This window comes from Klebsiella aerogenes, assembly GCA_029027985.1.
GTDB classification, from domain to species: domain Bacteria; phylum Pseudomonadota; class Gammaproteobacteria; order Enterobacterales; family Enterobacteriaceae; genus Klebsiella; species Klebsiella aerogenes_A.
Genome location: CP119076.1, coordinates 2,619,636 through 2,644,507, shown reverse-complemented (window position 1 = coordinate 2,644,507; position 24,872 = coordinate 2,619,636). Strand labels below are relative to the sequence as shown.

General features: G+C 54.5%; 25 protein-coding genes. 16 read left to right on the top strand and 9 right to left on the bottom strand.

The genetic code is table 11. The annotated features are described in order from the left end of the window. Positions 1 to 34 precede the first annotated feature (34 nt). On the top strand, positions 35 to 595 hold the full coding sequence (gene rimL / locus PYR66_12670; protein ID WEF26204.1) for a 50S ribosomal protein L7/L12-serine acetyltransferase: 561 nt from the start codon (positions 35 to 37) through the stop codon (positions 593 to 595). Positions 596 to 599: 4 nt separating this feature from the next. Here the strand turns inward: rimL and ydcK are convergent, their stop codons facing one another. Then, the gene (gene ydcK / locus PYR66_12665; GenBank protein ID WEF26203.1) at positions 600 to 1,580 is read right to left on the bottom strand and encodes a YdcK family protein; all 981 of its coding nucleotides are present in this window, start codon (positions 1,578 to 1,580) and stop codon (positions 600 to 602) included. A gap of 111 nt (positions 1,581 to 1,691) precedes the next feature. Between ydcK and tehA the strand changes: the two genes are divergently transcribed. Together tehA and tehB are read left to right on the top strand one after the other, a co-directional pair. Next, positions 1,692 to 2,690, top strand: coding sequence for a dicarboxylate transporter/tellurite-resistance protein TehA (gene tehA, locus PYR66_12660; protein WEF26202.1), 999 nt, complete (start codon positions 1,692 to 1,694; stop codon positions 2,688 to 2,690). Positions 2,691 to 2,692: 2 nt separating this feature from the next. Continuing rightward, positions 2,693 to 3,289, top strand: coding sequence for a tellurite resistance methyltransferase TehB (gene tehB / locus PYR66_12655; GenBank protein ID WEF26201.1), 597 nt, complete (start codon positions 2,693 to 2,695; stop codon positions 3,287 to 3,289). On the opposite strand, the gene pepT is transcribed toward tehB, so the two are convergent. Further along, positions 3,286 to 4,515, bottom strand: coding sequence for a peptidase T (pepT, locus tag PYR66_12650; protein WEF26200.1), 1,230 nt, complete (start codon positions 4,513 to 4,515; stop codon positions 3,286 to 3,288). The genes tehB and pepT overlap by 4 nt on opposite strands. A 112-nt stretch (positions 4,516 to 4,627) precedes the next feature. On the opposite strand from pepT, the gene PYR66_12645 reads away from it, so the two are divergent. Continuing rightward, on the top strand, positions 4,628 to 6,220 hold the full coding sequence (locus tag PYR66_12645) for an ABC transporter substrate-binding protein (GenBank protein ID WEF26199.1): 1,593 nt from the start codon (positions 4,628 to 4,630) through the stop codon (positions 6,218 to 6,220). Between the two features lie 131 nt (positions 6,221 to 6,351). Further along, positions 6,352 to 7,020 (top strand): DUF3313 domain-containing protein, encoded by a 669-nt coding sequence (locus tag PYR66_12640; GenBank protein WEF26198.1) that lies wholly within the window; start codon positions 6,352 to 6,354, stop codon positions 7,018 to 7,020. 43 nt (positions 7,021 to 7,063) lie between these two features. Here the strand turns inward: PYR66_12640 and PYR66_12635 are convergent, their stop codons facing one another. After that, positions 7,064 to 7,960, bottom strand: a complete 897-nt coding sequence (locus PYR66_12635) for a DMT family transporter (protein ID WEF26197.1) — start codon at positions 7,958 to 7,960, stop codon at positions 7,064 to 7,066. A 182-nt stretch (positions 7,961 to 8,142) separates the two neighbouring features. Here PYR66_12635 and PYR66_12630 point away from each other — a divergent pair, with 182 nt between their 5' ends. Continuing rightward, positions 8,143 to 9,012, top strand: a complete 870-nt coding sequence (locus tag PYR66_12630; protein WEF26196.1) for an AraC family transcriptional regulator — start codon at positions 8,143 to 8,145, stop codon at positions 9,010 to 9,012. On the opposite strand, the gene PYR66_12625 is transcribed toward PYR66_12630, so the two are convergent. After that, the gene (locus tag PYR66_12625; protein WEF26195.1) at positions 8,989 to 10,155 is read right to left on the bottom strand and encodes a benzoate/H(+) symporter BenE family transporter; all 1,167 of its coding nucleotides are present in this window, start codon (positions 10,153 to 10,155) and stop codon (positions 8,989 to 8,991) included. The genes PYR66_12630 and PYR66_12625 overlap by 24 nt on opposite strands. Positions 10,156 to 10,251: 96 nt before the next feature. Here PYR66_12625 and PYR66_12620 point away from each other — a divergent pair, with 96 nt between their 5' ends. Both PYR66_12620 and PYR66_12615 read left to right on the top strand, forming a co-directional pair. Beyond that, complete coding sequence (locus tag PYR66_12620; GenBank protein WEF26194.1) at positions 10,252 to 10,797, top strand: XRE family transcriptional regulator; 546 nt, start codon at positions 10,252 to 10,254, stop codon at positions 10,795 to 10,797. A gap of 227 nt (positions 10,798 to 11,024) precedes the next feature. Further along, a complete protein-coding gene (locus PYR66_12615) occupies positions 11,025 to 12,986 on the top strand; it encodes a U32 family peptidase (GenBank protein WEF26193.1) in 1,962 nt (653 codons plus the stop codon). 69 nt (positions 12,987 to 13,055) lie between these two features. Here the strand turns inward: PYR66_12615 and PYR66_12610 are convergent, their stop codons facing one another. From PYR66_12610 to PYR66_12600, 3 genes are read right to left on the bottom strand one after another with little or no spacing between them, the layout of a single operon-like run. Further along, positions 13,056 to 13,181, bottom strand: a complete 126-nt coding sequence (locus tag PYR66_12610; GenBank protein WEF26192.1) for a DUF2474 domain-containing protein — start codon at positions 13,179 to 13,181, stop codon at positions 13,056 to 13,058. Further along, positions 13,181 to 14,191, bottom strand: a complete 1,011-nt coding sequence (gene cydB, locus PYR66_12605; GenBank protein ID WEF26191.1) for a cytochrome d ubiquinol oxidase subunit II — start codon at positions 14,189 to 14,191, stop codon at positions 13,181 to 13,183. Before cydB ends, PYR66_12610 begins: the two co-directional genes overlap by 1 nt. Next, positions 14,191 to 15,588, bottom strand: a complete 1,398-nt coding sequence (locus PYR66_12600; GenBank protein ID WEF26190.1) for a cytochrome ubiquinol oxidase subunit I — start codon at positions 15,586 to 15,588, stop codon at positions 14,191 to 14,193. The genes cydB and PYR66_12600 overlap by 1 nt, the downstream gene beginning before the upstream one ends. A gap of 536 nt (positions 15,589 to 16,124) precedes the next feature. On the opposite strand from PYR66_12600, the gene PYR66_12595 reads away from it, so the two are divergent. The 6 genes from PYR66_12595 (at position 16,125) to patD (ending at position 23,216) form a co-directional block, all read left to right on the top strand. Then, positions 16,125 to 17,537 (top strand): PLP-dependent aminotransferase family protein, encoded by a 1,413-nt coding sequence (locus tag PYR66_12595; protein ID WEF26189.1) that lies wholly within the window; start codon positions 16,125 to 16,127, stop codon positions 17,535 to 17,537. A 328-nt stretch (positions 17,538 to 17,865) separates the two neighbouring features. Beyond that, positions 17,866 to 19,011 (top strand): ABC transporter substrate-binding protein, encoded by a 1,146-nt coding sequence (locus PYR66_12590; GenBank protein ID WEF26188.1) that lies wholly within the window; start codon positions 17,866 to 17,868, stop codon positions 19,009 to 19,011. 17 nt (positions 19,012 to 19,028) lie between these two features. After that, complete coding sequence (locus PYR66_12585) at positions 19,029 to 20,042, top strand: ABC transporter ATP-binding protein (protein WEF26187.1); 1,014 nt, start codon at positions 19,029 to 19,031, stop codon at positions 20,040 to 20,042. Position 20,043: 1 nt separating this feature from the next. Further along, positions 20,044 to 20,973 (top strand): ABC transporter permease, encoded by a 930-nt coding sequence (locus tag PYR66_12580; protein ID WEF26186.1) that lies wholly within the window; start codon positions 20,044 to 20,046, stop codon positions 20,971 to 20,973. Further along, positions 20,963 to 21,769 carry an ABC transporter permease gene (locus PYR66_12575; GenBank protein ID WEF26185.1) on the top strand — a complete coding sequence of 269 codons (807 nt, stop codon included), beginning with the start codon at positions 20,963 to 20,965 and terminating at the stop codon, positions 21,767 to 21,769. The genes PYR66_12580 and PYR66_12575 overlap by 11 nt, the downstream gene beginning before the upstream one ends. A 22-nt stretch (positions 21,770 to 21,791) precedes the next feature. Beyond that, positions 21,792 to 23,216 carry an aminobutyraldehyde dehydrogenase gene (gene patD, locus PYR66_12570; protein ID WEF26184.1) on the top strand — a complete coding sequence of 475 codons (1,425 nt, stop codon included), beginning with the start codon at positions 21,792 to 21,794 and terminating at the stop codon, positions 23,214 to 23,216. Positions 23,217 to 23,502: 286 nt separating this feature from the next. Here patD and PYR66_12565 read toward each other — a convergent pair whose 3' ends face one another. Then, complete coding sequence (locus PYR66_12565) at positions 23,503 to 23,625, bottom strand: small membrane protein (GenBank protein ID WEF26183.1); 123 nt, start codon at positions 23,623 to 23,625, stop codon at positions 23,503 to 23,505. A gap of 504 nt (positions 23,626 to 24,129) precedes the next feature. On the opposite strand from PYR66_12565, the gene PYR66_12560 reads away from it, so the two are divergent. Continuing rightward, positions 24,130 to 24,369, top strand: coding sequence for a hypothetical protein (locus PYR66_12560; GenBank protein WEF26182.1), 240 nt, complete (start codon positions 24,130 to 24,132; stop codon positions 24,367 to 24,369). 49 nt (positions 24,370 to 24,418) lie between these two features. On the opposite strand, the gene yncL is transcribed toward PYR66_12560, so the two are convergent. Beyond that, positions 24,419 to 24,511 (bottom strand): stress response membrane protein YncL, encoded by a 93-nt coding sequence (yncL, locus tag PYR66_12555; protein ID WEF26181.1) that lies wholly within the window; start codon positions 24,509 to 24,511, stop codon positions 24,419 to 24,421. Between the two features lie 173 nt (positions 24,512 to 24,684). Between yncL and PYR66_12550 the strand changes: the two genes are divergently transcribed. Then, the gene (locus tag PYR66_12550; GenBank protein WEF26180.1) at positions 24,685 to 24,858 is read left to right on the top strand and encodes a GhoT/OrtT family toxin; all 174 of its coding nucleotides are present in this window, start codon (positions 24,685 to 24,687) and stop codon (positions 24,856 to 24,858) included. The last annotated feature ends 14 nt before the right edge of the window (positions 24,859 to 24,872 follow it).

Below are 24,872 nucleotides of genomic sequence, written 5' to 3'. Positions count from 1 at the left end.
CGCAGCGGGCGTCTTCCACCCGTGAGAGACCGCCATGACAGCTGAAACCAACCCTACCATTGAAGAGATTCCGGTCAGCGAACAGTTGGTGCTGCGCGCGGTTGATGAACGCTACGTCAGCGAACTGCATCAGCTGGTGCTGAAAAATCGCGACTGGCTGCAGCATACCTTAAGCTGGCCTGCTGAAGTGTTGAGTGAAAATGAAACCCGCCGCCATGTGCAGGGTAACGTGATGCTGCACCAACGCGGCTACGCCAAAATGTTTCTGTTGTTTTTGCAGGACAACATGGTCGGTGTTCTGTCGTTTAACCAGATTGAGCCGCTGAACAAGACGGCTTATATCGGTTACTGGATTGATCAACACCATCAAGGTCAGGGACTGCTGTCGCAGGCGCTGCAGGCGTTTATCCATCATTATGCGCAGACCGGCACCGTGCGCCGCTTCGTGATTAAGTGCCGGGTCGCCAACCAGCGCAGTAATCAGGTGGCGTTGCGTAACGGTTTCCAGCTTGAAGGCTGTCTGAAACAGGCCGAGTTTTTGAATGGCGCATATGACGATCAGAATATCTACGCGCGGATTATCGACCCGCAGTAAGCCGCTATAGCGAACCCAGCAGCGGCGTACGGGTGAGATGCTCGTCGCCGCGAATGACTTTGCGTCCGCGCAGATGGATGCTTTCTCCTTCCAGCGCTTCAATGCAGGCGTGATCGGTAATTTCAATCTGATGTTCGATGATCACATCGCCGCGAATGGTCGCGTGTCCCTCGATGAGAACCTCATCGTCCAGCAGAATCGGCCCGCCATACAGATGAGCATGGCCGCCGACCATGACCCGATGTTTGAGTAAGCAATTACCTTCGATAAGGGCGTTTTCGCCGACCTGCGAGCTGTACCGCAGGGTCGGGATCTGATCGTCGCCGCGACCGGCGACCAGTCGCGCATGGCCGTAGACGCGGGCGTTATCGCACACCCAGACGTCATTATCGTCGTTGCCTTCGAGGCGGGCATGATCGAATACTTCCGCGCGATGCTCGACAAAAGCATGCTCAACCACCGCATCGCCATAGATTTGCGCCTGATGAACAATACGCGAGGCGCTGATCGTCGCCCGCTGATAAATTTGCAGCATTTTGTCCGTATCAGAGGTCAAACCCTGAGCGGCAATGACCAGACAGTGGGGGAGGATGCGCGCCTGGTCGGCGATCCGGCAGCGGCCGCGGATCTGTGAATGCTTTATAGTGACGTTGTCACTTATTGTGGCGTGATGGCTCGCCTCAACGTGGTCAAGCCAGGCTCTGCCGCTGACGATCGCCCCGTGGCTAACAATGCAGGCGCCGGTTAAGCGGGCATTACCTTCAACGCGCGCGCCAGCGAAAACCACGCTGTTGACATCATAAATCCAGCAGTCGCCGCTGTGGCTTAGCGCGGTTTCTTCATCCAGCCAGCCGCCTTCGCTGCCCGCTTTTACGTCAGAAAAATCAATCAGCGCCACTATTTGCCGCAGATTTACGCTATGTTTGATCCCGTCTTCTTCGAAGTGATACAGGCGAACTTTCTCGCTCAGACGATATTTGTTCATCAGTATTTCTCTTTACTGCTGGTTAACATAAACATAGCAAAAATCTCCGTAGCGCGTTTTAGAAGGTTCTTTTAAAATGCAACTTAAAGCTAAATTGAAAGTTTAAACAAAATGAAGAGAAACGCAGCAGGCGGCCAGGTACTAAATCTACCGGCAGGCTATTTTGGCATGGTTCTGGGTATTATCGGCATGGGCTTCGCCTGGCGCTACGCCAGTACGATCTGGCCGGTGAGCCATGTGATTGGCGACGCGCTGGTGGTGCTGGCGGCGACCATCTGGGCGCTGCTGGCGATGGCGTTTATCTCGCGCGCAATACGCTTTCCGTGGAGCGTTCTGCAGGAGATGCGCCACCCGATCGCCAGCAGCTTTGTGAGTCTGTTCCCGGCGACCACCATGCTGGTGTCGATCGGTTTTGTTCCCTGGTACCGCCCGCTGTCGCTGGTGCTGTTTACGCTGGGGGTCGTGCTACAACTATCCTATTCGGCCTGGCAAAGCGCTGGATTGTGGCGGGGTAAACATCCGGAAGAGGCGACGACGCCCGGTTTATATCTGCCGACGGTGGCCAATAACTTTATTAGCGCCATGGCCTGCGGCGCGCTGGGGTTTAACGATGCCGGGCTGGTGTTCCTGGGCGCGGGCGTCTTTTCCTGGCTCAGCCTGGAACCGGTTATCCTGCAGCGCTTGCGTAGTGACGGCGAGCTGCCGACAGCGATGCGCACCTCGCTGGGTATCCAGCTGGCGCCGGCGTTGGTAGCCTGTAGCGCCTGGCTTAGCGTCAACGGCGGCGATGCTGATACTTTCGCCAGGCTGCTGTTTGGCTACGGGCTACTGCAGCTGTTGTTCATGCTGCGCCTGATGCCGTGGTATCTGCAACAGCCGTTTAATGCCTCGTTCTGGAGCTTCTCGTTCGGTATTTCCGCATTGGCGACCACGGGTCTGCATCTTGGCCACAGCCAACCGAACGGTTTTTTCCATACGCTGGCAATCCCATTATTTATCTTTACCAATCTGATTATCGGGCTACTGCTATTCCGTACCTTTCTGCTGCTGGTGCGGGGCAAGCTATTGATTCGCGTAGATCGCGCCACTTTATTGCCAAACAAGGATTAATCATGACCACTCGTGACGAAAACTACTTTACTGAAAAATACGGCCTGACGCGCACCCACTCTGAGGTAGTGCATGCCGCCTCGCTGATACCGCCGGGCAACACCCTCGACCTTGGCTGCGGTAATGGCCGTAACAGCCTGTATCTGGCGGCTAACGGTTACAACGTCACCGCGTGGGATAAAAATCCCATGAGTATCGATAATCTGGAAACGATTCGTCAGGCTGAAGGGCTGGAGAATCTACAGGCGGCCATTAAAGATCTGAATGCGCTGAGTTTTGACGGTGAGTATGATTTTATTCTGTCTACCGTGGTGTTGATGTTCCTGGAGGCGAAAACCATCCCTGGTCTTATCGCCAACATGCAGCGTTGCACTAAGCCTGGCGGCTACAACCTGATCGTGGCGGCGATGGATACGGAAGATTATCCCTGCACCGTCGGTTTCCCGTTTGCTTTTAAACCTGAGGAACTGCGCCGCTATTACGCCGGTTGGGAATTCCTCAAGTACAACGAAGACGTCGGCGAACTGCATCGCACCGACGCCAACGGCAACCGTATCAAGTTACGCTTCGCCACGATGCTGGCGCGCAAACCGGCTTAATTCGCCGCCAGCAGGCAGAGCTGCAAGGCGGTGAGATACGAGGCCTCAAAGGCGCGCAGCGGCAGAAACTCGAATTTCGAGTGGAAGTTGTGCGCGCCGGTAAAGAAGTTTGGCGTCAGCAGGCCTTTTGCCGACAGCGCCGCGCCATCGGTACCGCCGCGCATCGGCGTGGGTTTTGGCGTAATGCCGAGACTTTCCATCGCCGTAAACAGCAGATCGATCGCCCGGCGGTCTTCGCCGATGGCATTGCTGATATTGCTGTAGGTGTCGCTGATCGTGAACTCAACTTTCGCTGTAGGGTACTGCGCGGCGATTTTCTCCGCCACCTCGCCAATCTGCTGTTTCCGGCGGGTAAAGCCTGCCAGATCGAAGTCGCGAATATTCGCCTGCAGCCGCGTGCTGTTCTGATCGCCGTGAATACCGTTAAACCAGATGTAGCCTTCGCGTCCGGCGGTGTGCTCTGGCGTCTGCTGACGGTCGAAATGGCTCATAAAGTCGGTCGCCATTAACAGCGGATTGACCAGCACGCCTTTGGCCGACATCGGATGCGCGGTTACGCCGGTGAAGCGAATTTCCGCGGAGGCGGCGTTAAAGTTCTCATAAACAATTTCACCGAGCTCGCAGCAGTCGATGGTCCAGGCAAAATCAACGGCAAAGCGCGATAAATCCAGCGCCTTAGCGCCGCGCAATCCCACTTCCTCATCAGGCACAAACGCCACCACGATATCGCCATGTTTATGCTCGGCGGTGAGGTTCTCCAGCAGCGTCATCACCACGGTTACCGCGGCTTTGTTATCGGCGCCCAGCACGCTGGTGCCGTCGCTGAAAATAATCTCTTCGTCATGATACGCGAGAATTTCCGGATGCTCGGCGACGCGTAGCCAAATTTGCTGTTCCGGGTTCAGGCAGAGATCTTCACCGGTAAAACGCAGAATTTGCGGATGAATCTCCGGTGACAGACCGACGTCGACGGTATCAATATGGGTGATAAAGCCAATCCGCGGCGCGCCGGGGACGGTGCCTTTTTTCACCGCAGTGACGGTGGCGTGTTCGTCGATCACAATGTCGTCGAGACCAAACTGACGTAGCTCATCGGCTAGCTCTTGCGCCATCAGGTGTTGTCCGGGCGTGGTGGGTAATGTTGTCGCGCGCGGATCGCTTTGGCTGGTGATGGCAAGGTAGCGAAAGAAGCGATGGGTTAATTGTCTGGTTAAGGGAGATGCCATAGTGATTCCTTCTTTATTTATGTTTTCAGGTGTTTGCAATCTGGCTTTAGTGTTATGTATGGACAACAAAACAACAAGCTCTTCATTGGCCAAAAAATGAAAAGGGAAACACATGCAACGCACATTTACCTCGATAGCTCTGACGATAGCAGCATTAGCGGTGAGTTCTGCCGTGAATGCAAAGACCCTGGTTTATTGTTCTGAAGGTTCGCCGGAAAACTTTAACCCCCAGCTTTATACCTCCGGCACCAGCGTTGATGCCAGCGCGGTGCCGATATATAACCGGCTGGTGGATTTCAAAGTGGGCACGACGGAACTGCAGCCCAGCCTGGCGGAAAGCTGGGAAGTGAGCGACGACGGCAAAGTTTATACTTTCCATTTACGCAAAGGGGTTAAATTCCAAAGTAATAAATACTTTAAACCGACCCGTGATTTTAATGCCGACGACGTTATTTTCTCGTTTATGCGGCAAAAGGATCCGAATAATCCATACCACAATGTCTCTAACGGCAACTACTCGAATTTTGAAAGCCTGGAATTCGGATCGTTAATTACCGCAATTGATAAACCTGATGAATATACGGTGCGATTTACGCTCGCCCATCCGGAAGCGCCGTTTGTCGCCGATCTTGGCTGGTATTTTGCCTCAATCCTTTCGGCTGAATATGCCGACGCGATGCTAAAAGCCGGCACGCCGGATCGAGTGGATCGGGACCCGATCGGCACCGGGCCGTTTAAACTGGCGCAGTATCAAAAAGATTCGCGGATCTTGTTTACCGCGTTTCCTGAATACTGGCAGGGAAAAGCGAAAATCGACCGTTTAGTCTTCAGTATTACCCCCGATGCTTCGGTGCGTTACGCCAAGCTTGAGAAGAATGAGTGTCAGGTGATGCCGTTCCCCAATCCTGCCGACTTGCCGCGGATGAAAGAGAATCCGCAGATTAACTTGATGAGTAAAGCCGGGCTCAATACCGGTTTCCTGGCGTTCAACACGCAGAAGCCGCCGCTGGATAACGTCAAGGTGCGTCAGGCGCTGGCCATGGCGATCAACAAACCGGCGATTATTGACGCGGTGTTCCACGGCACCGGAACCGCCGCCAAAAACCTGCTACCGCCAGGCGTCTGGAGCGCAGACGCTGATTTGCAGGACTACAGTTGGGATCTGGAAAAGGCCAAAATACTGCTGCGGGAGTCAGGGGTGAAAGGGCCGATTACCATTGACCTGTGGGCGATGCCGGTCCAGCGTCCCTATAACCCGAATGCGAAACGTATGGCGGAGATGATTCAGGCTGACTGGGCGAAAATCGGCGTACAGACCAAAATTACGACCTATGAATGGGGTGAATACCTTAAACGCGTGCAGGCGGGTGAGCATCAGGCGGCGCTGATGGGCTGGACGACCGCGACCGGCGACCCGGATAATTTCTTCGGCCCGTTATTTACCTGTCAATCAGCAAACGGCGGCTCTAATTCGGCGAAGTGGTGTTATGCGCCGTTCGATAAAATTATCGCCGAAGCGAAAACCATCACCGATCGGCCAAAACGTGAAGCGTTGTATAAACAAGCGCAGCAAATGATGCACGATCAAATGCCGGCCGTGATGATTGCGCACTCAACTATTTTTGAACCGGTCAGTAAATCGGTGACCGGGTATGAAATTGACCCCTTCGGGAAACATATTTTTTATCAAGTGGACGTAAAATAAACGCCATAAATAAATCCGCCGCGCTGGCGGATTTATTTTTTGCAATGAGTTGACGGACCACCTTTTTTGTCACAAAACTTAGCGTGGGATTTTGCTATAAACGTTGCCGACAAACTTTACAGGGATCATCCATGCGTACAAAAATGTTATTTAAAGTCGCCGCGCTGGCCGGGCTGCTGGCATTAACCGGCTGTGCATCCAAACTGGCGCAACCGAATCAGTATTCCGGGTTCTTAAAAGATTACTCCAATTTAAAAGAGACCACTTCCGCTTCCGGTAAACCAGAGCTGCGTTGGATCTCTGCGGATTATAACCCTGCGAACTATGACAACGTCGTCTACAACCCAATTACCTACTACCCGGTGCCGAAACCGACGACGCAGGTCGGGGAAAAAGCGTTGCAGGATATCCTCAACTACACCAACAAGCAGATGAAACAAGCGATCAGCGAGCGCAAGCCACTGGCGACGACCGCGGGCCCGCGCAGCCTGATCTTCCGCGGCGCGATTACCGGTGTTGATACCAGCAAAGAAGGGTTGCAGTTCTATGAGGTGATCCCGGTGGCGATGATTGTCGCGGGCACTCAGGCGGCAACCGGTCATCGTACGATGGATACTAATCTGTACTTTGAAGGTGAACTGATTGACGCGAAGACCAACAAGCCGGTCATTAAGGTGGTGCGCAAAGGCGCAGGCCAAACGCTGTCGAATGAGAGCACGCCGTTGACCGTGGATACCCTGAAGCAGGTGATTGACGATATGGCGATCGACGCGGTGAAATTCGACCCGTCACAGAAATAAAATGTGATACCCCGACAGGCGCGATGCCTGCCGGGGTCATTTATTATGCCAGCCGACGACGCATCAAGAGCAACTCGGGGCGGGCGAACATCACCAGATTCCCGACCAGTATTAACGCCAGGCCAATAACCGCATTGCTATGCCAGATATAACCTTCGTAGAAGGTGGAGATCGTCAATGCCACCAGCGGGAACAGCAGGGTGCTGTAGGCGGCCTTGCTGGCGCCGATACGACCCACCAGCGTGAAATAAGCGCCAAACGCAATCACCGAACCGAACAACGCCAGGTACAGCAGGGCGCCCATATAGCTCCATGTCCACTGCGGCATAAAGTTATCGCCGCGCAGCAGGGCAATCGCTCCCATCACCACTGTGCCGTAGAGCATCGCCCAGCTATTGGTGGTTAATGTTTCGAGGCCGCGGCGCTGGTGGCGAATGCTCAGCATATTACCCAATGAGAAGCCGTAGGTGCCTAATGCGCTCAGGCCGATCCCCCACAGCAGTGAGGCATTGAGGCCATTAGCCAGTAAATCATCCCAGAACAGGGTGACGATCCCCGCCAGCCCTAAAGCCGCCGCCAGCCAGAAACGTCCCGGCGGCTGTTGGCGGAAGAAAATAAAGCTATTGATGGCGTTAAACAGCACCGCCATCGAGAAAATTACCGACTCAAGTCCGGTATTGATGTGCGCCGCGGCGGTGTAAAAACACCAAAAGTTAAAACAAAAGACGCAGCAACCCTGCAGCATACAGAACAGGTGGTCACGTATTGCCAGCGGGCGCAGGCGGCGGGTCGCCAGTAAAATAGTCAACATGGTGACGCTGGCGACGGCAAAGCGCCAGAAAATCGACACTGGCGCGGCGACCGGCCCTTGTTGTAAAAAGATAGCGATCCACGTAGTGCCCCAGATAACCACCACCAGCCCGTAGAGTAATGCGTTCAAAATGTCTCTCCCGTTAACATGCCAACCACGAGTGTGAAGCTTTCAATTCATCGGCGCTGTCATGCGCTTGTTGCTGACTTGCAAAATCTTGCGCTTATTTTTTACAACGCCGGTGTCAATGCTGGTCAGCGGCGATGACAATTCATAAACTAGTGGTCTGCGGATAAGGCAATGTGAAGGCTATGACTTACGGGACGTTCGAAACATTACAACAACAAAACGCGGTGCTACGGGGAACGGTTGAGCTCAACTCCGGGATTCAACTCGCCGCGTGGTACAACCACCTCGACAGGATAACGGTTCGCAGCGACCACCATACGTTGAGCCTTTATATTGCCGATGGTTACGAAAGCTACCAAAAAACGCCGCACGGCTGGAAAAATGGCGGCGGCCCGGATCGTTTTTGCCTGATGCCGAAAGGCGATGAGAGCACCTGGGATATTCGCGGCGATCTCTCCTTCGTTCATCTGTACTGTACCGATGAGCATTTGCGCTCGGTCGGCGAACAAATCTGGGATCGCAGCCCGGCCAGCTTCACACTGCAAGAAAAGACTTTCGCCAGCGATGACAAAATCACCGCCGTCTATCGTCAGTTTTTGCTGGAGAACGACTGGCGACAGCAGGCCAATCAACTGCTACTGAGCTCGGCCAGCACCTTGCTGTTGACCCACCTGATTCAGCATTACTCAACGGCGCAGTGGCGTTTGCCGACGGTGACCGGTGGCCTGGCGCCGCATCTGCTGCGCAATTTGTTGGCGTGGATTGAAGAAAATCTCGACCAGCCGCTCACGCTGTCCGACCTCGCTGCGCAGGTGTCGCTGAGCGAATACCATTTTGCCCGCATGTTCCGCCAGTCGATGAATCTGGCGCCGCATCAGTACGTGATGCAGCGCCGGATGAGTAAAGCGCAAAACCTGATTTGCCACGGTAGCCAATCGCTGACTGAAATTGCGATGCGCTGCGGCTTCAGTTCCGCCAGCCATTTCAGCCACCGGGTGAAAAGCGCCACTGGCCTGACCCCCAGTCAACTACGCGCGGCGCAGCGCGGTTAATAGCGCATAGCTGACGCCGCCGACGACCAGCCCCCAGAACGCTGAACCCACCCCGGCCAGAGTGATGCCGCTGGCGGTGACCAAAAACGTCACTACCGCGGCATCGCGCTCGTTTTCCTGCCCCAGCGCCTGATACAGGCTCCCGCTGATGGTTCCCAGCAGCGCCAGTCCCGCCAGCATCTGGATCCACACCGGCGGCAGCGCCGCCATCAGCGCGGTTATTGAACCGCCGAACACGCCAGCCAGCAGATAAAAGCAACCGGCGGCCGCGGCGGCGAGCCAGCGTTTACCGGCATCGGGATGCGCATCCGGGCTCTGGCAGATGGCGGCGGTAATGGCGGCAATGCAGATGGAATAGACGCCGAACGGCGACAGTATCAGCGCCAGCGCGCCGGTGAAGACGATCAGCGCGGAGACCGAAACCCGATAACCGGATGCCTGTAGCGTCGCCAACCCTGGCGCATTCTGCGACGCCATGGTAACGAGGAAAAACGGTACGCCGACGCTGAGTAGCAGCGAAGGGGTAAACTGCGGCGTTACCCACCGCGGAGCGACAAACGTCATTGCATGCGTCAGCGGCGCAAGCGCGCCGGTTAACACGGCGATGATCCCGCCAACCAGCAGCGCGGCGACGACCGCAAAACGTGGAGAGAGCGCTTTACACAGCAGCCAGGCGACAAACATCCCGCCGCACAGCGCCAGGTTATCCTGCAAGCCGCTAAATGCCTGAAGACCAAAACGCAGCAGGATCCCCGCTAACATCGCCGCCGCCAGCGAGTGGGGAATGATCTTCATGAGACGGGCAAACAGTCCGGTCACGCCGCACAGCAGAATGAGCGCATTAGCGAAAACAAAGATTCCCACGGCCTGCGCGAGCGTCGCGCCTTGTAAGCCGCTGACCAACAATGCCGCGCCGGGGGTTGACCAGGCGGTGAGAATCGGTACCTTACGCCATAGCGTTAACGCCAGCGTACTGACTCCCATCGCCAGGCCGAGGGCGGTCATCCAGCCGGCGATTTGTTTGGCATCGGCGCCCGCGGCGGCGGCGGCTTGCCAGATGATGGCGGCTGAGCTGGCATAACCGACCAGCACGGCGACAAATCCGGCGAGCAGCGTCGGGACAGGAAGAGTAAAGGACCGCATAAGAGCCTCTCTGTGCGTTATAACATACGAAGAAGGTAGCATTGTGCGTTATAGCGTACAACTGGTAACATCAGGAAAATGGCGAGGAGCGACTCTATGAATATTGCGCAACATCTGGCATTGACTCTGAAAACGCTGCGTCAGCAGCGTGGCTGGAGTTTGTCGCGACTGGCGGAAGAGACTGGCGTATCAAAAGCGATGCTGGGGCAAATTGAACGCAATGAATCCAGTCCGACGGTCGCGACGCTGTGGAAGATCGCCACGGGCCTCAATGTGGCGTTTTCGACTTTTATCGTCGCCGACGACGCGGCCGCGCCTGCGGCTTTCGATCCGCAACAGCAGGCGATGGTGGTGACGCCGATTTTCCCCTGGGATCCTGAACTGCGTTTTGACCACTTTTCGATAACCCTCGCGCCTGGCGCGCTCAGTGAATCGACGCCGCATGAAGCTGGGGTGATCGAACATGTGGTGGTCATTAGCGGCGCCCTGGATTTATGTCTGCAGGGCCAATGGCATACGTTGCAGGCAGGTGAAGGGCGCCGCTTTGCCGGCGATCTGGCTCACGCATATCGCAACAGCGGGGCGCACACCGCGCATTTTCATTCGCTGATTCACTACCCAAAAGAAAAAGCCGCGAGCTAGCCCGCGGTTAATCAAGATGACTATAATTCACAACGTGACGAGGAACATCCGGAATACGCAACCACTGTAACCTTAGCGTGTTTTCCTGAGAAATAGCTTTTTGTTCAATGCTTTGCTGAATTATGCAAATTCACCCTGCGCGCATGGTGGAAAATGTTTTCGTCTGCGCCCGGTTCTGACTACAATAGCCGCCATTTCGACCCCCTATAACGGATAACGACGAGCGTATGCGCCTGCAAAACCATCATCTTGAACTTCTTAGTCCTGCCCGCGATGCCGGGATCGCCCGTGAAGCGATTTTACACGGCGCGGACGCGGTCTACATCGGCGGGCCGGGCTTCGGCGCGCGCCACAACGCCAGCAACAGCCTGAGCGATATCGCCAATCTGGTGCCGTTCGCCCATCGCTTTGGCGCGAAGGTATTTGTGACGCTGAATACCATTCTTCATGATGATGAACTGGAACCGGCGCAGCGCCTGATTACCGATCTGTACGAAACCGGCGTTGACGCGCTGATTGTACAGGATATGGGGATCATGGAACTGGATCTGCCGCCAATTGAACTGCACGCCAGTACCCAATGCGACATTCGCAGCGTCGAGAAAGCAAAGTTCCTTTCCGATGCAGGGTTCAGTCAAATCGTACTCGCCCGCGAACTGAACCTCGATCAGATCCATGCGATCCACGAGCATACCGATGCGACCATCGAGTTCTTTATCCATGGCGCGCTGTGCGTCGCCTATTCCGGCCAGTGCTATATTTCGCATGCCCAAACCGGGCGCAGCGCCAACCGCGGCGACTGTTCGCAGGCCTGCCGCCTGCCATATACCCTGAAAGACGATCAGGGACGCGTGGTGGCGTATGAAAAACACCTGCTGTCGATGAAAGACAATGACCAGACCGCCAACCTGGCAGCGCTGATTGATGCCGGCGTGCGCTCCTTTAAGATTGAAGGGCGCTATAAAGATATGAGCTACGTGAAGAATATCACTGCTCATTATCGTCAGATGCTTGACCGTATTATCGAGGACCGCGGCGATCTGGCGCGTTCTTCTGCCGGGCGTACCGAACATTTCTTCATTCCTTCGACTGACAAAACCTTCCATCGCGGCAGCACCGATTACTTCGTTAATGCGCGCAAGGGCGATATTGGCGCGTTCGACTCGCCGAAGTTCATTGGCCTGCCAGTGGGTGAAGTGCTGAAGGTGAGCAAAGATCACCTTGATGTCGCCGTTACCGATCCGCTGACCAACGGTGATGGGCTGAATGTGATGATCAAACGTGAAATTGTCGGCTTCCGCGCCAATACCGTGGAGAAAATTGGCGAAAATCGCTATCGCGTGTGGCCAAACGAAATGCCCGCCGATCTGCATAAAGTGCGTCCGCACGAAGCGCTTAACCGTAACCTCGACCATAACTGGCAGCAGGCGTTGCTGAAGACGTCAAGCGAGCGTCGCATTGCTGTCGACATAACGCTGAGCGGCTGGCAGGAACAGTTGGTGCTGACGATGACCTGCGAAGATGGCATCAGCGTGACGCATACGCTGGACGGCGAGTTCGCCGAAGCGACCCAGGCGGAAAAAGCGTTGGCTAACCTGCGTGACGGCGTCGCCAAACTTGGACAGACGATTTACTACCCACGTGAAGTGCAGATAAACCTGGCACCGCTATTTGTACCGAATAGCCAGCTCAACCAGCTGCGTCGTGAAGCGGCGGAGATGCTCGATCAAGTGCGCCTTGATGCCTGGCAGCGCGGTACGCGTAAGCCGGTCTCCGTGCCGCCGCCGGTGTACCCGGAAACGCATTTGTCGTTCCTGGCGAATGTGTATAACCACAAAGCGCGCGCTTTCTACCAGCGCTATGGCGTACAGCTGATTGATGCGGCCTATGAGGCGCATGAAGAGAAGGGCGACGTGCCGGTGATGATTACCAAACACTGTCTGCGTTTCGCCTTTAATCTGTGTCCGAAACAGGCCAAGGGCTCGATTAAAAGCTGGAAGGCGACGCCGATGCAGCTGATCCACGGCGACGAAGTGTTAACGCTGAAATTTGATTGCCGTCCGTGCGAAATGCATGTGGTGGGTAAAATCAAAAATCACATTCTCAAAATGCCGCATCCAGGCAGTATTGTCGCCTCCGTCAGCCCGGATGAGCTGATGAAAACGTTGCCTAAGCGCAAAGGCGCTTAATGGCCATTAAATAACGCCTGATGACGATGCCTGGCGCGAGCGCGCCAGGCGGGAAATCGTCGTTTTCGATCAGGTACGCAGTCCTGCGGCGGTCATCAACAGGCGAAACACCATGCTGACCGCGCCTAATGCCAGTACGCTAATGCCCCAGATCGCCGCCATCCATAGCAGTCGCTTACCCCATGATTGATTCATCAATGATACCCCTCGCCAGGCTGAACTTTGCCGCGGAACACGTAGTAGCTCCAGAAGGTATAGCCGAGGATGACGGGAATAATCAGCAACGCGCCAACCAGCATAAAGCCCTGACTTTGCGGCGGCGCGGCGGCCTGCCATAAGGTGATGCCCGGTGGGATAATATACGGCCAGATGCTGATCCCAAGCCCGCTGAAACCAAGGAATACTAGCGCCAGCGTTAAGGCAAACGGCAACACATGGCTGACGTGTCGGCCAAGCGAGCGCCACAGCCAGGCGCTGATGGCGACCACCAGCAGCGGTACCGGCAGCAGGAAAAACAGGTTCGGCAGGCTGAACCAGCGAGCCGCAATCGTGGGTTGTGACAGTGGCGTCCAGAGACTAATCACCGCGATCGCGACCAACAATGCCAACAGCAGGATACGCGAGATTCTGCGCATGGTGCGCTGTAGTGGATCCTCACTTTTCATCACCAGCCAACTGGCGCCCAGAAGCGCATACGCGATAGTCAATCCGAGGCCGCAAAACAGGGTGAACGGCGTGAACCAGTCGAATATCCCGCCGCTAAAGCTGCGGCCGCTAACGGGAAAACCATTAATGACCGCGCCAACGACCATCCCTTGAGTGAAGGTCGCCAGCAGCGACCCGCCGAGAAAGGCCTTATCCCAGAAAGGACGGTGCGCAGGCGTTGCTTTGAAGCGAAACTCAAACGCGACGCCGCGAAAAATCAGGCCGATCAGCATCAGCGTGAGCGGCACCGACAGCGCATCGATAATCACCGCATAGGCCAGCGGGAAGGCGCCGAAAAGACCTGCGCCGCCAAGCACCAGCCAGGTTTCGTTGCCATCCCACACCGGGGCCACGCTGTTGACCATCACGTCGCGTTCTTCGCCACGGCGCACGGCGGCAAATAAAATCCCAATCCCGAGGTCAAAACCGTCCATCACGATATACATCAGGGTGGCGAAGACGATGATCACAAACCAAATAATCGATAAATCAATGCCCATTAGCGGGACTCCTTATGCGGAAAACCATCCGAGGCGGCGGAAAGCGGACGCGCGGCCGTGCCTGATGGCGCTGATATCTGTTCCTGCGGCCCTTTGCGGATCAGACGCAGCATGTAGCTATAACCCACGCCGAACACCGAGCTGTAGACAGCGATAAAAGCCAGCAGGCTGATGGTCATATGCAGGTCGCCATGTGCCGATACCGCGTCAGCGGTGCGCTGTACGCCGTATACCACCCACGGCTGACGCCCGACTTCGGTCGTGACCCAACCGGCAAGAATGGCGATCAGCCCGGATGGCCCCATCCATAGCGCGAAGAGCAGGAAAGGTCTGGAGTGATAAAGGCGTTGGCGATAGCGTAACCACAGCGCAATGATGCCAAGCGCAATCATTAACATGCCCAGCCCGGCCATCAGGCGGAATGACCAGAAGACGATGGTGGAGTTAGGGCGATCTTCCGCAGCGAATTCCTTCAGTGCCGGAACCTGTTTCTCCAGACTGTGGGTGAGGATCAGACTCCCGAGCGCCGGGATCTCAAGGCCATAACGGGTGCGTTCTTGCTGCATATCCGGCCAGCCAAATAGCAGCAGCGGCGTGGGTTCGCCCGGCGGGTTTTCCCAGTGCCCCTCAATAGCGGCAATTTTCGCCGGCTGGTGTTTTAGCGTGTTGAGGCCGTGCATATCGCCGATCATGGCTTGAATTGGGGCGACGATAAGCGTCATCCACAGCGCCATGGAGAACATGGCGCGAATAGCGGGCGTTTGGTTGCCGCGCAGTAAATGCCATGCCGCTGATGCGCCGACGAACAGCGCGCTGCTGAGGAAGGCGGCGACAGACATATGCAGCAATCGGTAGGGGAAAGATGGATTAAAGATAACGGCCAACCAGTCAACGGGCACGACCTGACCATTAACGACCTCAAAGCCTTGTGGCGTTTGCATCCAGCTGTTGGAGGCCAGGATCCAGAAGGTGGAGATAATGGTTCCCAACGCCACCATGCAGGTGGCGAAAAAATGCAGACCGGGGCCGACGCGGTTCCAGCCAAATAGCATCACGCCAAGAAAACCAGCCTCCAGGAAGAAAGCGGTGAGCACTTCATAGGTGAGTAAGGGACCGGTGATACTGCCGGCGAATTGCGAGAAACCGCTCCAGTTGGTCCCGAACTGGTAGGCCATGACCAGCCCGGAAACCACGCCCATCCCAAAGTTGACGGCGAAAATTTTCGACCAGAAGTGGTACAGCGAACGCCAGGTGGGGTTGTTGGTTTTTAACCACAAACCTTCCAGTACCGCCAGATAGCTGGCAAGACCGATGGTAATGGCGGGGAAGATGATATGAAATGAGACGGTAAAGGCGAATTGGATTCGCGCCAGATGAAACGCATCAAGACCGAACATGCGGGGCTCCACAACAAAATTGATTCAACGCAATTTTAGGAGTCCGGGAGAGGCGATTGCAGGCGCAAAAACGGTGTTTTTTATGATAACAGTTGCTGAACTGTCATCGTTCTTCATCGATACCTCTTTTATTCGTTGTGTTATTGAATCCGTTAATAATGCGTTTTGTGTTCAAATGCTTTTTTATTTTTTATCTCAATGTCACTACTGTTTTTTATTTTTGCTGTGTTTATAGTTTTGTCTCAATTAATTTATTTGCAATATATTTGAGTAAAACGGAGGGCGCCTTGTTAAGTAATGGCTTAAGGAGTTTATGTATTGAATTTTAGATATCACATTAAATTAATGTTGTGTATGTATTGAGTTTGTATGAGTAATTTAAGTGCTGGCAGGGATGGTTGTGACGTATGACCAGGAAACCACGCCGCTAAAGCGAAGTACCGTCTTTTTATTGTTTTTATATCAGTTATAAATAAATGCCATTTTTCTTCATCTGTTATAAGATATGGCTCTCGTTTCCTTCATGGCGTCTCGTGATGAAAAAATACCAGCAGCTTGCGCAGCAACTCACCGAACAGATTGCCCTTGGCGTCTGGCAGCCGGGCGATCGGTTGCCTTCATTACGTGAACAGGTCGTGAGTAGCGGCATGAGTTTTATGACGGTGAGCCATGCGTACCAGTTACTGGAGAGTCAGGGGCGGATTATCGCCCGTCCGCAGTCCGGTTACTACGTCGCGCCGCAGCCGGTAAAGCAGCGCCAGCCGGAGCCGCCCGCCCAGGTGACGCGTAACGAATCCGTCGATATCAACACCTACATTTTCGATGTACTGCAGGCCAGCCGTCAGGCATCGATGCTGCCGTTTGCCTCTGCTTTTCCCGATCCGCGTCTGTTTCCACTGCAGCAGCTAAACCGTTCGCTGGCGCAGGTAAGCAAAACGGCCACCGCCATGAGCGTGATTGAGAATTTACCGCCAGGTAATGACGAGTTGCGCCATGCCATCGCGCGCCGGTATGCCTTGCAGGGGATGAACGTCGCGCCGGATGAGATTGTGATTACCGCTGGCGCGCTGGAGGCGCTGAACCTCAGCCTGCAGGCGGTTACTGAGCCAGGCGATTGGGTAGTGGTGGAAAACCCCTGTTTTTACGGCGCGTTGCAGGCGCTGGAGCGTTTACGCTTAAAGGCGCTATCGGTGGCGACCGATGTCAAAGAGGGCATCGATCTGGCCGCGCTGGAACAAGCGTTGCAAAGCTATCCGGTGAAAGCGTGCTGGCTAATGACCAATAGCCAGAATCCGCTGGGATTTACCCTGAGCGCCGAGAAAAAAGCGCGGCTGGTGTCGCTGTTAACCCGTTACAACGTGATGTTAATTGAAGATGATGTCTACAGCGAACTGTACTTTGGCCGCGATAAGCCGCTACCGGCAAAATACTGGGATCATCAGGAAATGACGCTGCACTGTAGCTCGTTTTCTAAATGTCTGGTTCCGGGTTTTCGCATCGGCTGGGTCGCCGCCGGCAAGCATGCTCGCCGCATCCAACAACTGCAGTTAATGAGTACGCTTTCCACCAGTTCGCCAATGCAGCTGGCGCTGGTGGATTACCTCTCGACTAAACGCTACGACGCGCATTTACGCCGTCTACGCCGCCAGCTCGCCGAGCGTAAACAGCTGGCCTGGCAGGCATTGCTGCGTTATCTTCCCGCGGAAGTGAAAATTCACCATAGCGATAGCGGCTATTTTCTCTGGCTGGAGCTGCCTGCTGGCGTCGATGCCAGCCAGCTCAGCACGCTGGCGCTGCGTGATAACATCAGTATTGCGCCGGGGAAAATGTTTTCTACCACCGCGAACTGGACCTCGTTTTTCCGCTTTAATACCGCGTGGGGATGGGGAGAAAAAGAAGAATTGGGCGTTAAGCGGCTCGGTGAGCTTATTCGTACGCTTTTGGCGTAATATTATTTATGACTTCAGCGTCATAGCAAATGCCGGTTTTTATTTTACCGGCATGATTCCGCGTAATGATTCCACGGCGTGCCAGCCATTAGAAAAAAACCATCGACACGGTGCCACCATAGGGAAAAGGTATCGCCAACACGCGTCCATAACTCCTTGTCTATAATCCATATTATCAAAATGCGGCAGCGATTTTTGCGTAATGCGCACCTGGTCACAACCTGAGTAAATTTCCCCAGAGGCCCGCAGGCCGCCGTCTACCCTTATTAAGGGAGATATTTTTACGGCATGGCTGCCGCTACTTTTATTCTGACAGGAGTAAGTTCAAATGAGCAAAAAATTTGCCCGTGGCAGCCTGTGCGTGCTGAGTATGGTTTTTGTGACGGCGCAGGCCGCCGAACCGCCAACATCGCTGGATAAAGGGGAAGGGCGACTCGATATTATTGCCTGGCCGGGCTATATCGAGCGCGGTCAAACGGATAAGAATTATGACTGGGTGACCCAGTTTGAAAAAGAGAGCGGCTGTCAGGTCAACGTGAAAACCGCTGCCACCTCAGACGAAATGGTGAGTCTGATGGCAAAAGGGGGTTACGACCTGGTTACTGCCTCCGGCGACGCGTCTTTACGCCTGATTATGGGCAAACGCGTGCAGGCGATAAATACCGCGCTCATCCCGAACTGGAAAACGCTCGATCCGCGCGTCGCCAAAGGGGCGTGGTTTAACGTCGGCGACAAAGTCTACGGTACGCCGTATCAGTGGGGGCCAAACCTGCTGATGTATAACACCAAAACCTTCCCGACGCCGCCAGATAGCTGGAAAGTGGTGTTCGTTAAACAAGATCTGCCGGACGGTAAAAGCAACCAGGGGCGGGTACAGGCCTATGATGGCCCAATTTACATCGCCGATGCCGCGCTGTTTGTGAAAGCGACGCAGCCGCAGTTGGGTATCGACGATCCTTATCAGTTGACCGAAACGCAGTATCAGGCGGTATTGAAGGTTCTGCGTGACCAGCACTCGTTGATTCACCGCTACTGGCACGATGCCACTGTGCAGATGAGCGACTTCAAAAATGAAGGCGTTGTCGCTTCCAGCGCCTGGCCGTACCAGGCCAACGGCCTGAAAAGCGAAGGGCAGCCTGTTGCTACCGTATTCCCGAAAGAGGGCGTGACCGGTTGGGCCGATACCACCATGCTGCACAGCGAGGCGAAGCACCCGGTCTGCGCATATAAGTGGATGAACTGGTCGCTGACGCCGAAGGTACAGGGCGATGTCGCCGCCTGGTTTGGATCGCTTCCGGTGGTGCCGCAGGGTTGTAAAGCCAGCACGCTGTTGGGTGACAAAGGTTGTGAAACCAACGGGTACGACCAATTCGACAAGATTGCGTTCTGGAAAACGCCGATTGCCGAAGGTGGAAAATATGTGCCTTACAGCCGTTGGACTCAGGACTACATTGCGATTATGGGCGGCCGCTAAACGGTTGGAGGCTGAACATGACGTACGCGGTTGAGTTTAATGACGTTTCGCGTCTGTACGGTGACGTGCGCGCGGTGGATGGCGTCAGCATTGCCATTCGTGATGGCGAGTTTTTCTCCATGCTGGGGCCTTCCGGCTCCGGCAAAACCACCTGCCTGCGTTTAATCGCCGGCTTCGAACAGTTGTCCGGCGGATCGATTCGTATCTTTGGCCAGCAGTCCAGTGAGCTGCCGCCGTGGCAGCGCGACGTCAATACGGTATTTCAGGATTATGCGCTATTCCCGCATATGTCGATTATCGACAACGTCGCGTATGGTCTGATGGTGAAAGGGGTTGGCAAAAAAGAACGCCATCTCCGCGCCCAGGAGGCGCTGGAAAAAGTGGCGCTGGGATTTGTTCACGCCCGTAAACCTTCACAACTTTCCGGCGGCCAGCGCCAGCGTGTGGCTATTGCCCGGGCGCTGGTCAACCAGCCGCGGGTGCTGTTATTAGACGAACCGTTGGGCGCGCTGGATTTAAAACTGCGTGAACAGATGCAAGTGGAGTTAAAAAAACTACAGCAGTCGCTGGGTATCACTTTCATCTTTGTCACACACGATCAGGGGGAAGCGCTGTCAATGTCCGATCGGGTGGCGGTATTTAACAATGGCCGTATTGAACAGGTTGATTCGCCGCACGATCTCTACTTACGTCCTAAAACGGCCTTTGTCGCCGGGTTTGTCGGTACCGCTAACGTTTTTACGCCCGAACTGGCGCAGCGGCTTTGCGGCGTGTCGGGAACCTGGTCACTGCGACCGGAACATATTCGGCTTAATAGCGGCGGCGACGTTCAGGTTCCCGGCATCGTCCAGGCGGTGCAGTATCAAGGAGCCGCAACGCGGATTGAATTGAAGCTGGCCGATGGCGACAAATTGTTAGTTAGCCAGGCCAACACGGATGGCGGCGCGGCGCTCGGCGCGCCGCAACCGGGGCAAAATGTGCTGGCTTGCTGGTCCCGTTCGGCCATGGTTCCCCTGGAAAGCGGAGGCTGAGATGACCATGGTATTACCGCAACCTGCCACCGGGCGTGTTTCAGGGATGTTCTGGCGTAAACCTGCGCTGGGGCTGTTTTTACTGCTGCTGGGGCCGCTGATGTGGTTTGGCATCGTCTATCTGGGATCGCTGCTGACGCTGTTGTGGCAAAGCTTCTATACCTTTGATGATTTTACGATGTCGGTCACTGCTGACCTGACGCTCGCCAACCTGAAAGCGCTGTTTAATCCGGCGAATTACGACATCATTGTGCGCACGCTGGTGATGGCGCTAAGCGTGACCCTTGCCAGCGCGATCCTCGCGTTACCCATGGCGTGGTACATGGCGCGCTATACCCACGGCAAGATGAAAGCATTCTTTTATATCGCCGTGATGCTGCCGATGTGGGCGAGCTATATTGTGAAGGCCTATGCCTGGACGCTACTGCTGGCAAAGGATGGCGTTGCGCAGTGGTTTCTTGGTCACCTTGGCCTGGAAAGTCTATTGAATATGGTGTTGACCATTCCGGCGGTGGGCGGCAATACGTTGTCTACTTCGGGGCTGGGGCGATTCATGGTGTTCGTCTACATCTGGCTGCCGTTTATGATCCTGCCGGTGCAGGCGGCGCTGGAACGTCTGCCGCCGTCGCTGTTGCAGGCTTCCGCCGATCTAGGCGCCCGCCCGCGGCAAACCTTCCGTTATGTGGTGCTGCCGCTGGCGATCCCCGGTATTGCGGCGGGTTCCATTTTCACTTTCTCTCTGACGCTCGGCGATTTTATCGTTCCGCAACTGGTAGGGCCGCCCGGCTTCTTTATCGGCAACATGGTCTACTCCCAGCAAGGCGCTATTGGCAACATGCCGATGGCGGCGGCGTTTACCCTGGTGCCTATTGTTCTGATTGCACTGTATCTGGCGTTCGTGAAGCGCCTGGGAGCGTTTGATGCACTCTGAACGCGCGCCGTTATTTCTCAAAATCGCTACCTGGGGCGGGGTGATTTTCCTCCATTTCCCTTTGGTCATTATCGCGCTCTACGCTTTTAACACCGAGGACGCCGCTTTTAGCTTTCCGCCGAAAGGACTGACGCTGCGCTGGTTTAGCGAGGCGGCAGGGCGTGGCGATATTATTGATGCAGTGACGTTGTCACTTAAAATCGCTGCGCTATCAACCGGTATCGCGCTGGTCCTGGGTACCCTTGCTGCGGGAGCGTTATGGCGCAGTACGTTTTTTGGTAAGAACGCCGTGTCGCTGCTGCTGCTATTGCCGATAGCGCTGCCCGGCATTATTACCGGTCTGGCGCTGTTGACGGCGTTTAAAGCCATCAACCTTGAGCCCGGCCTGCTGACCATCGTGGTGGGTCACGCGACCTTCTGCGTGGTAGTGGTGTTTAACAACGTCATTGCCCGATTTCGCCGGACATCATGGAGCCTGGTGGAAGCATCGATGGATCTCGGTGCAACCGGCTGGCAAACCTTTCGCTATGTCGTGCTCCCCAATCTGGGGTCGGCGCTGCTGGCGGGCGGCATGCTGGCGTTCGCCTTGTCGTTTGATGAAATTATCGTCACTACTTTTACCGCCGGACACGAACGGACGCTGCCGCTGTGGCTGTTGAATCAGCTGGGACGTCCGCGCGATGTGCCGGTCACCAACGTTGTCGCGCTGTTGGTGATGTTAGTGACGACGGTACCCATTTTGGGGGCCTGGTGGCTAACCCGCGACGGCGAGAATAACGCTGAAAGCGGAAAATAATACACTTGTACAGGATCATGCTATGCAACATAACCTTTTGATAAACGGTAAATTAGTAGCGGGTGAGGGCGAGGTGCTGCCGGTATTTAATCCTGCTAATGGTGAAGCGATTGTTGAGATTGCGGAGGCGACCGCGGCGCAGGTTGATGCCGCGGTCAATGCGGCAGATCGTGCGTTTGTCAGCTGGAGCCAGACAACGCCGAAAACCCGCGCCGAATGCTTACTCAAAATGGCGGATGTCATCACCGAACATGCGCAGACGCTGGCAAAACTGGAGTCATTGAACTGCGGTAAACCCCTGCATTGCGTCATTAATGATGAAATGCCGGCAATCGCCGATGTTTTCCGCTTCTTCGCTGGCGCGGCCCGCTGCTTGCCGGGGATGGCGGCGGGAGAGTACCTGGAGGGGCATACTTCGATGATTCGCCGCGATCCGGTAGGCGTTGTCGCCTCTATCGCGCCATGGAACTACCCGCTGATGATGGCGGCCTGGAAACTGGCGCCTGCGTTGGCAGCCGGCAACTGCGTGGTCATCAAGCCGTCGGAAATCACGCCGCTCACGGCATTAAAACTGGCTGAGCTGGCGAAGGACATTTTCCCCGCGGGCGTTATTAACGTCCTGTTTGGTCGCGGGCCAACGGTGGGCGATCCGCTCACCGGCCACAGCAAAGTACGTATGGTATCGCTCACCGGGTCGATCGCCACCGGCGCGCATATTATTGGTCATACGGCTTCTTCCATTAAGCGTACTCATATGGAGCTGGGAGGAAAAGCGCCGGTCATCGTGTTTGACGATGCGGACATTGACGCCGTCGTTGAAGGCGTGCGCACCTTCGGTTTTTATAACGCAGGCCAGGACTGTACCGCTGCCTGCCGCATTTATGCGCAGCAGGGGGTTTACGATCGACTGGTTGAAAAGTTAGGCGCCGCCGTCGCCAGCCTGAAAATGGGCCAACCTGATGATCCCGCGACGGAACTTGGACCGGTGAGTTCACTGGCGCATCTTGAGAGGGTGACCGCCGCTGTCGATGCTGCGCGCGCATTGCCGCATATTAACGTCGTGACCGGCGGTAGCCGGGCGGCGGGTAAGGGGTACTATTTCCAGCCGACGTTACTGGCTGGCGCGCGGCAGGAGGATGCGATTGTCCAGCGTGAAGTATTTGGTCCGGTTGTCAGCGTGACGTCGTTTAGTGACGAGGAACAAGTATTAACCTGGGCTAATGATTCGCAGTATGGGCTGGCGTCATCGGTATGGACGCAAGATGTGGGTCGCGCCCATCGTTTGAGCGCGCGCTTGCAGTATGGTTGTACCTGGGTAAATACCCATTTCATGCTGGTTAGCGAAATGCCTCATGGCGGGCAAAAACTTTCCGGTTATGGGAAGGATATGTCGATGTATGGTCTGGAGGACTATACCGTGGTGCGCCACGTCATGGTGAAGCATTAAACATTACCGCACTGTCAGCATTATCAGGCTAATAATTGCGATAGCAATAAATGGTAAACACGAGAAGGGGAAATATGAGAGCATTCCTATACCCCTTCAAGAGCTAAGCCATTGTGAGTGCCGGAGATAAGCGCCGGATGGGGTGTAGACCGTTCGGGTGATGATACGCTGAGCGCGTGGATAAAAAGAGAGAGAAAGTCCCTGACGGCAATATAGTTGAATCCCTGCAAATTCTGCGGGGATTTTTTTATTTGCAGAATGGGTTACTCCAATAGAATGAAAAATATTAGCGTTTGTTCTTTTTAGTCGGTAGGCCAGAATGACGACGTTCACGAATATAAGAAATAAGACTGTAGATAGCGACCACCAATAAGACTAATGCAATAACCAGGGCGGCAATTCCAGACATAAGCAACCTCAAAATATTAATGAGCAAAACGAGTTGGCTCTTACTAATGTTGACGAATGTATGTGAAAATTCTTAAACTTGCAAACGATAATTTTTCTCATTTGAGTATGGGGATCGCACAAAAGAACAACTGAAAAATCAGGAACCCGCATTAAATATAGGGCTGCCAATGTCAGTTCGCCACTGTCAATACCAAACAATTTAAGATATTTCGCACTCAATGAAGACTGCGGGTAGCCATGCTGCCGTTTATCGACGGTAGCCTCGTTGAGCTTCTGTTTATATATACAAATATAAATATTAGTTTAAATCCCAGGGAAAATTCTGATACCGACGATTTAATTCTGCCCTGCGTTCGGTGGAATAACGCAAATTGTAGCAAAAATGTAACAATCATGTTTAAGACAGCAGCGTGGTGAGCGCTCGCTGTGTTTGCGATTTGACTTTGTTGTCCCCCTCGTGAGAAAATTTGACATAATTTGTTACTTTGAAGTTGAATTGGTTTTGAAAAAGATAGCATTTCTCCTGTTACTGACCGGCGTGAGCGCGATGCTTTACGGCAATTTCCCTGCCCAACGTATTACTGGTTGTGAAAATCAAGGGGTAAACGAGGGCGTTTGCACGGCGGTGGAATGGGATAATGAAAAACTGAATTTACTACCGGAATATAACCCGGAAAACCTTAAGTCTATTGTGGCGCAGCAGCAAAAGAATGCCGGGGATCATGCGGTAGTCAAATCATAAAAAAGCAGCCATAAAGGCTGCTTTTTTAGGTTTAGTTGCTGAAAAATTACTAAAACCAACCAAAACGAACAGATAACAGGCTAATAAGCGCCAGCGCTACGCCGACATTAATCAGAATTACGGTTTTGTGAGAAACATCCATAACGCCACCTTTATGAGTAAGCCCCTACATATATAGTCGGTGGCGTAGGGTTGCGCTATCGGACAACGCTGAATCAACCGTTTTTCCGTCGTCTTAGCCGATGTTCGTTTGGTGAGATACTGAATCCCTGACGTACCGGGTGGTGCGTGGTGTTCGCCAGGGAAGGAAGAAAAATGACGTTATACCAAAAAATGCTGATTTTCTATGCCGTGATGGGTTGTATTTGCGCGTTGATCAGTTGGTTTTTAACGAAGGAAAGCCGCTGTGTTCGTCTGCTGGCGGCACTGTTGATTGGCGCGACCTGGCCGTTTAGCTTCCCGATGGCATTACTGGTCTCGTTATTCTGAGCTGAAAAACGACT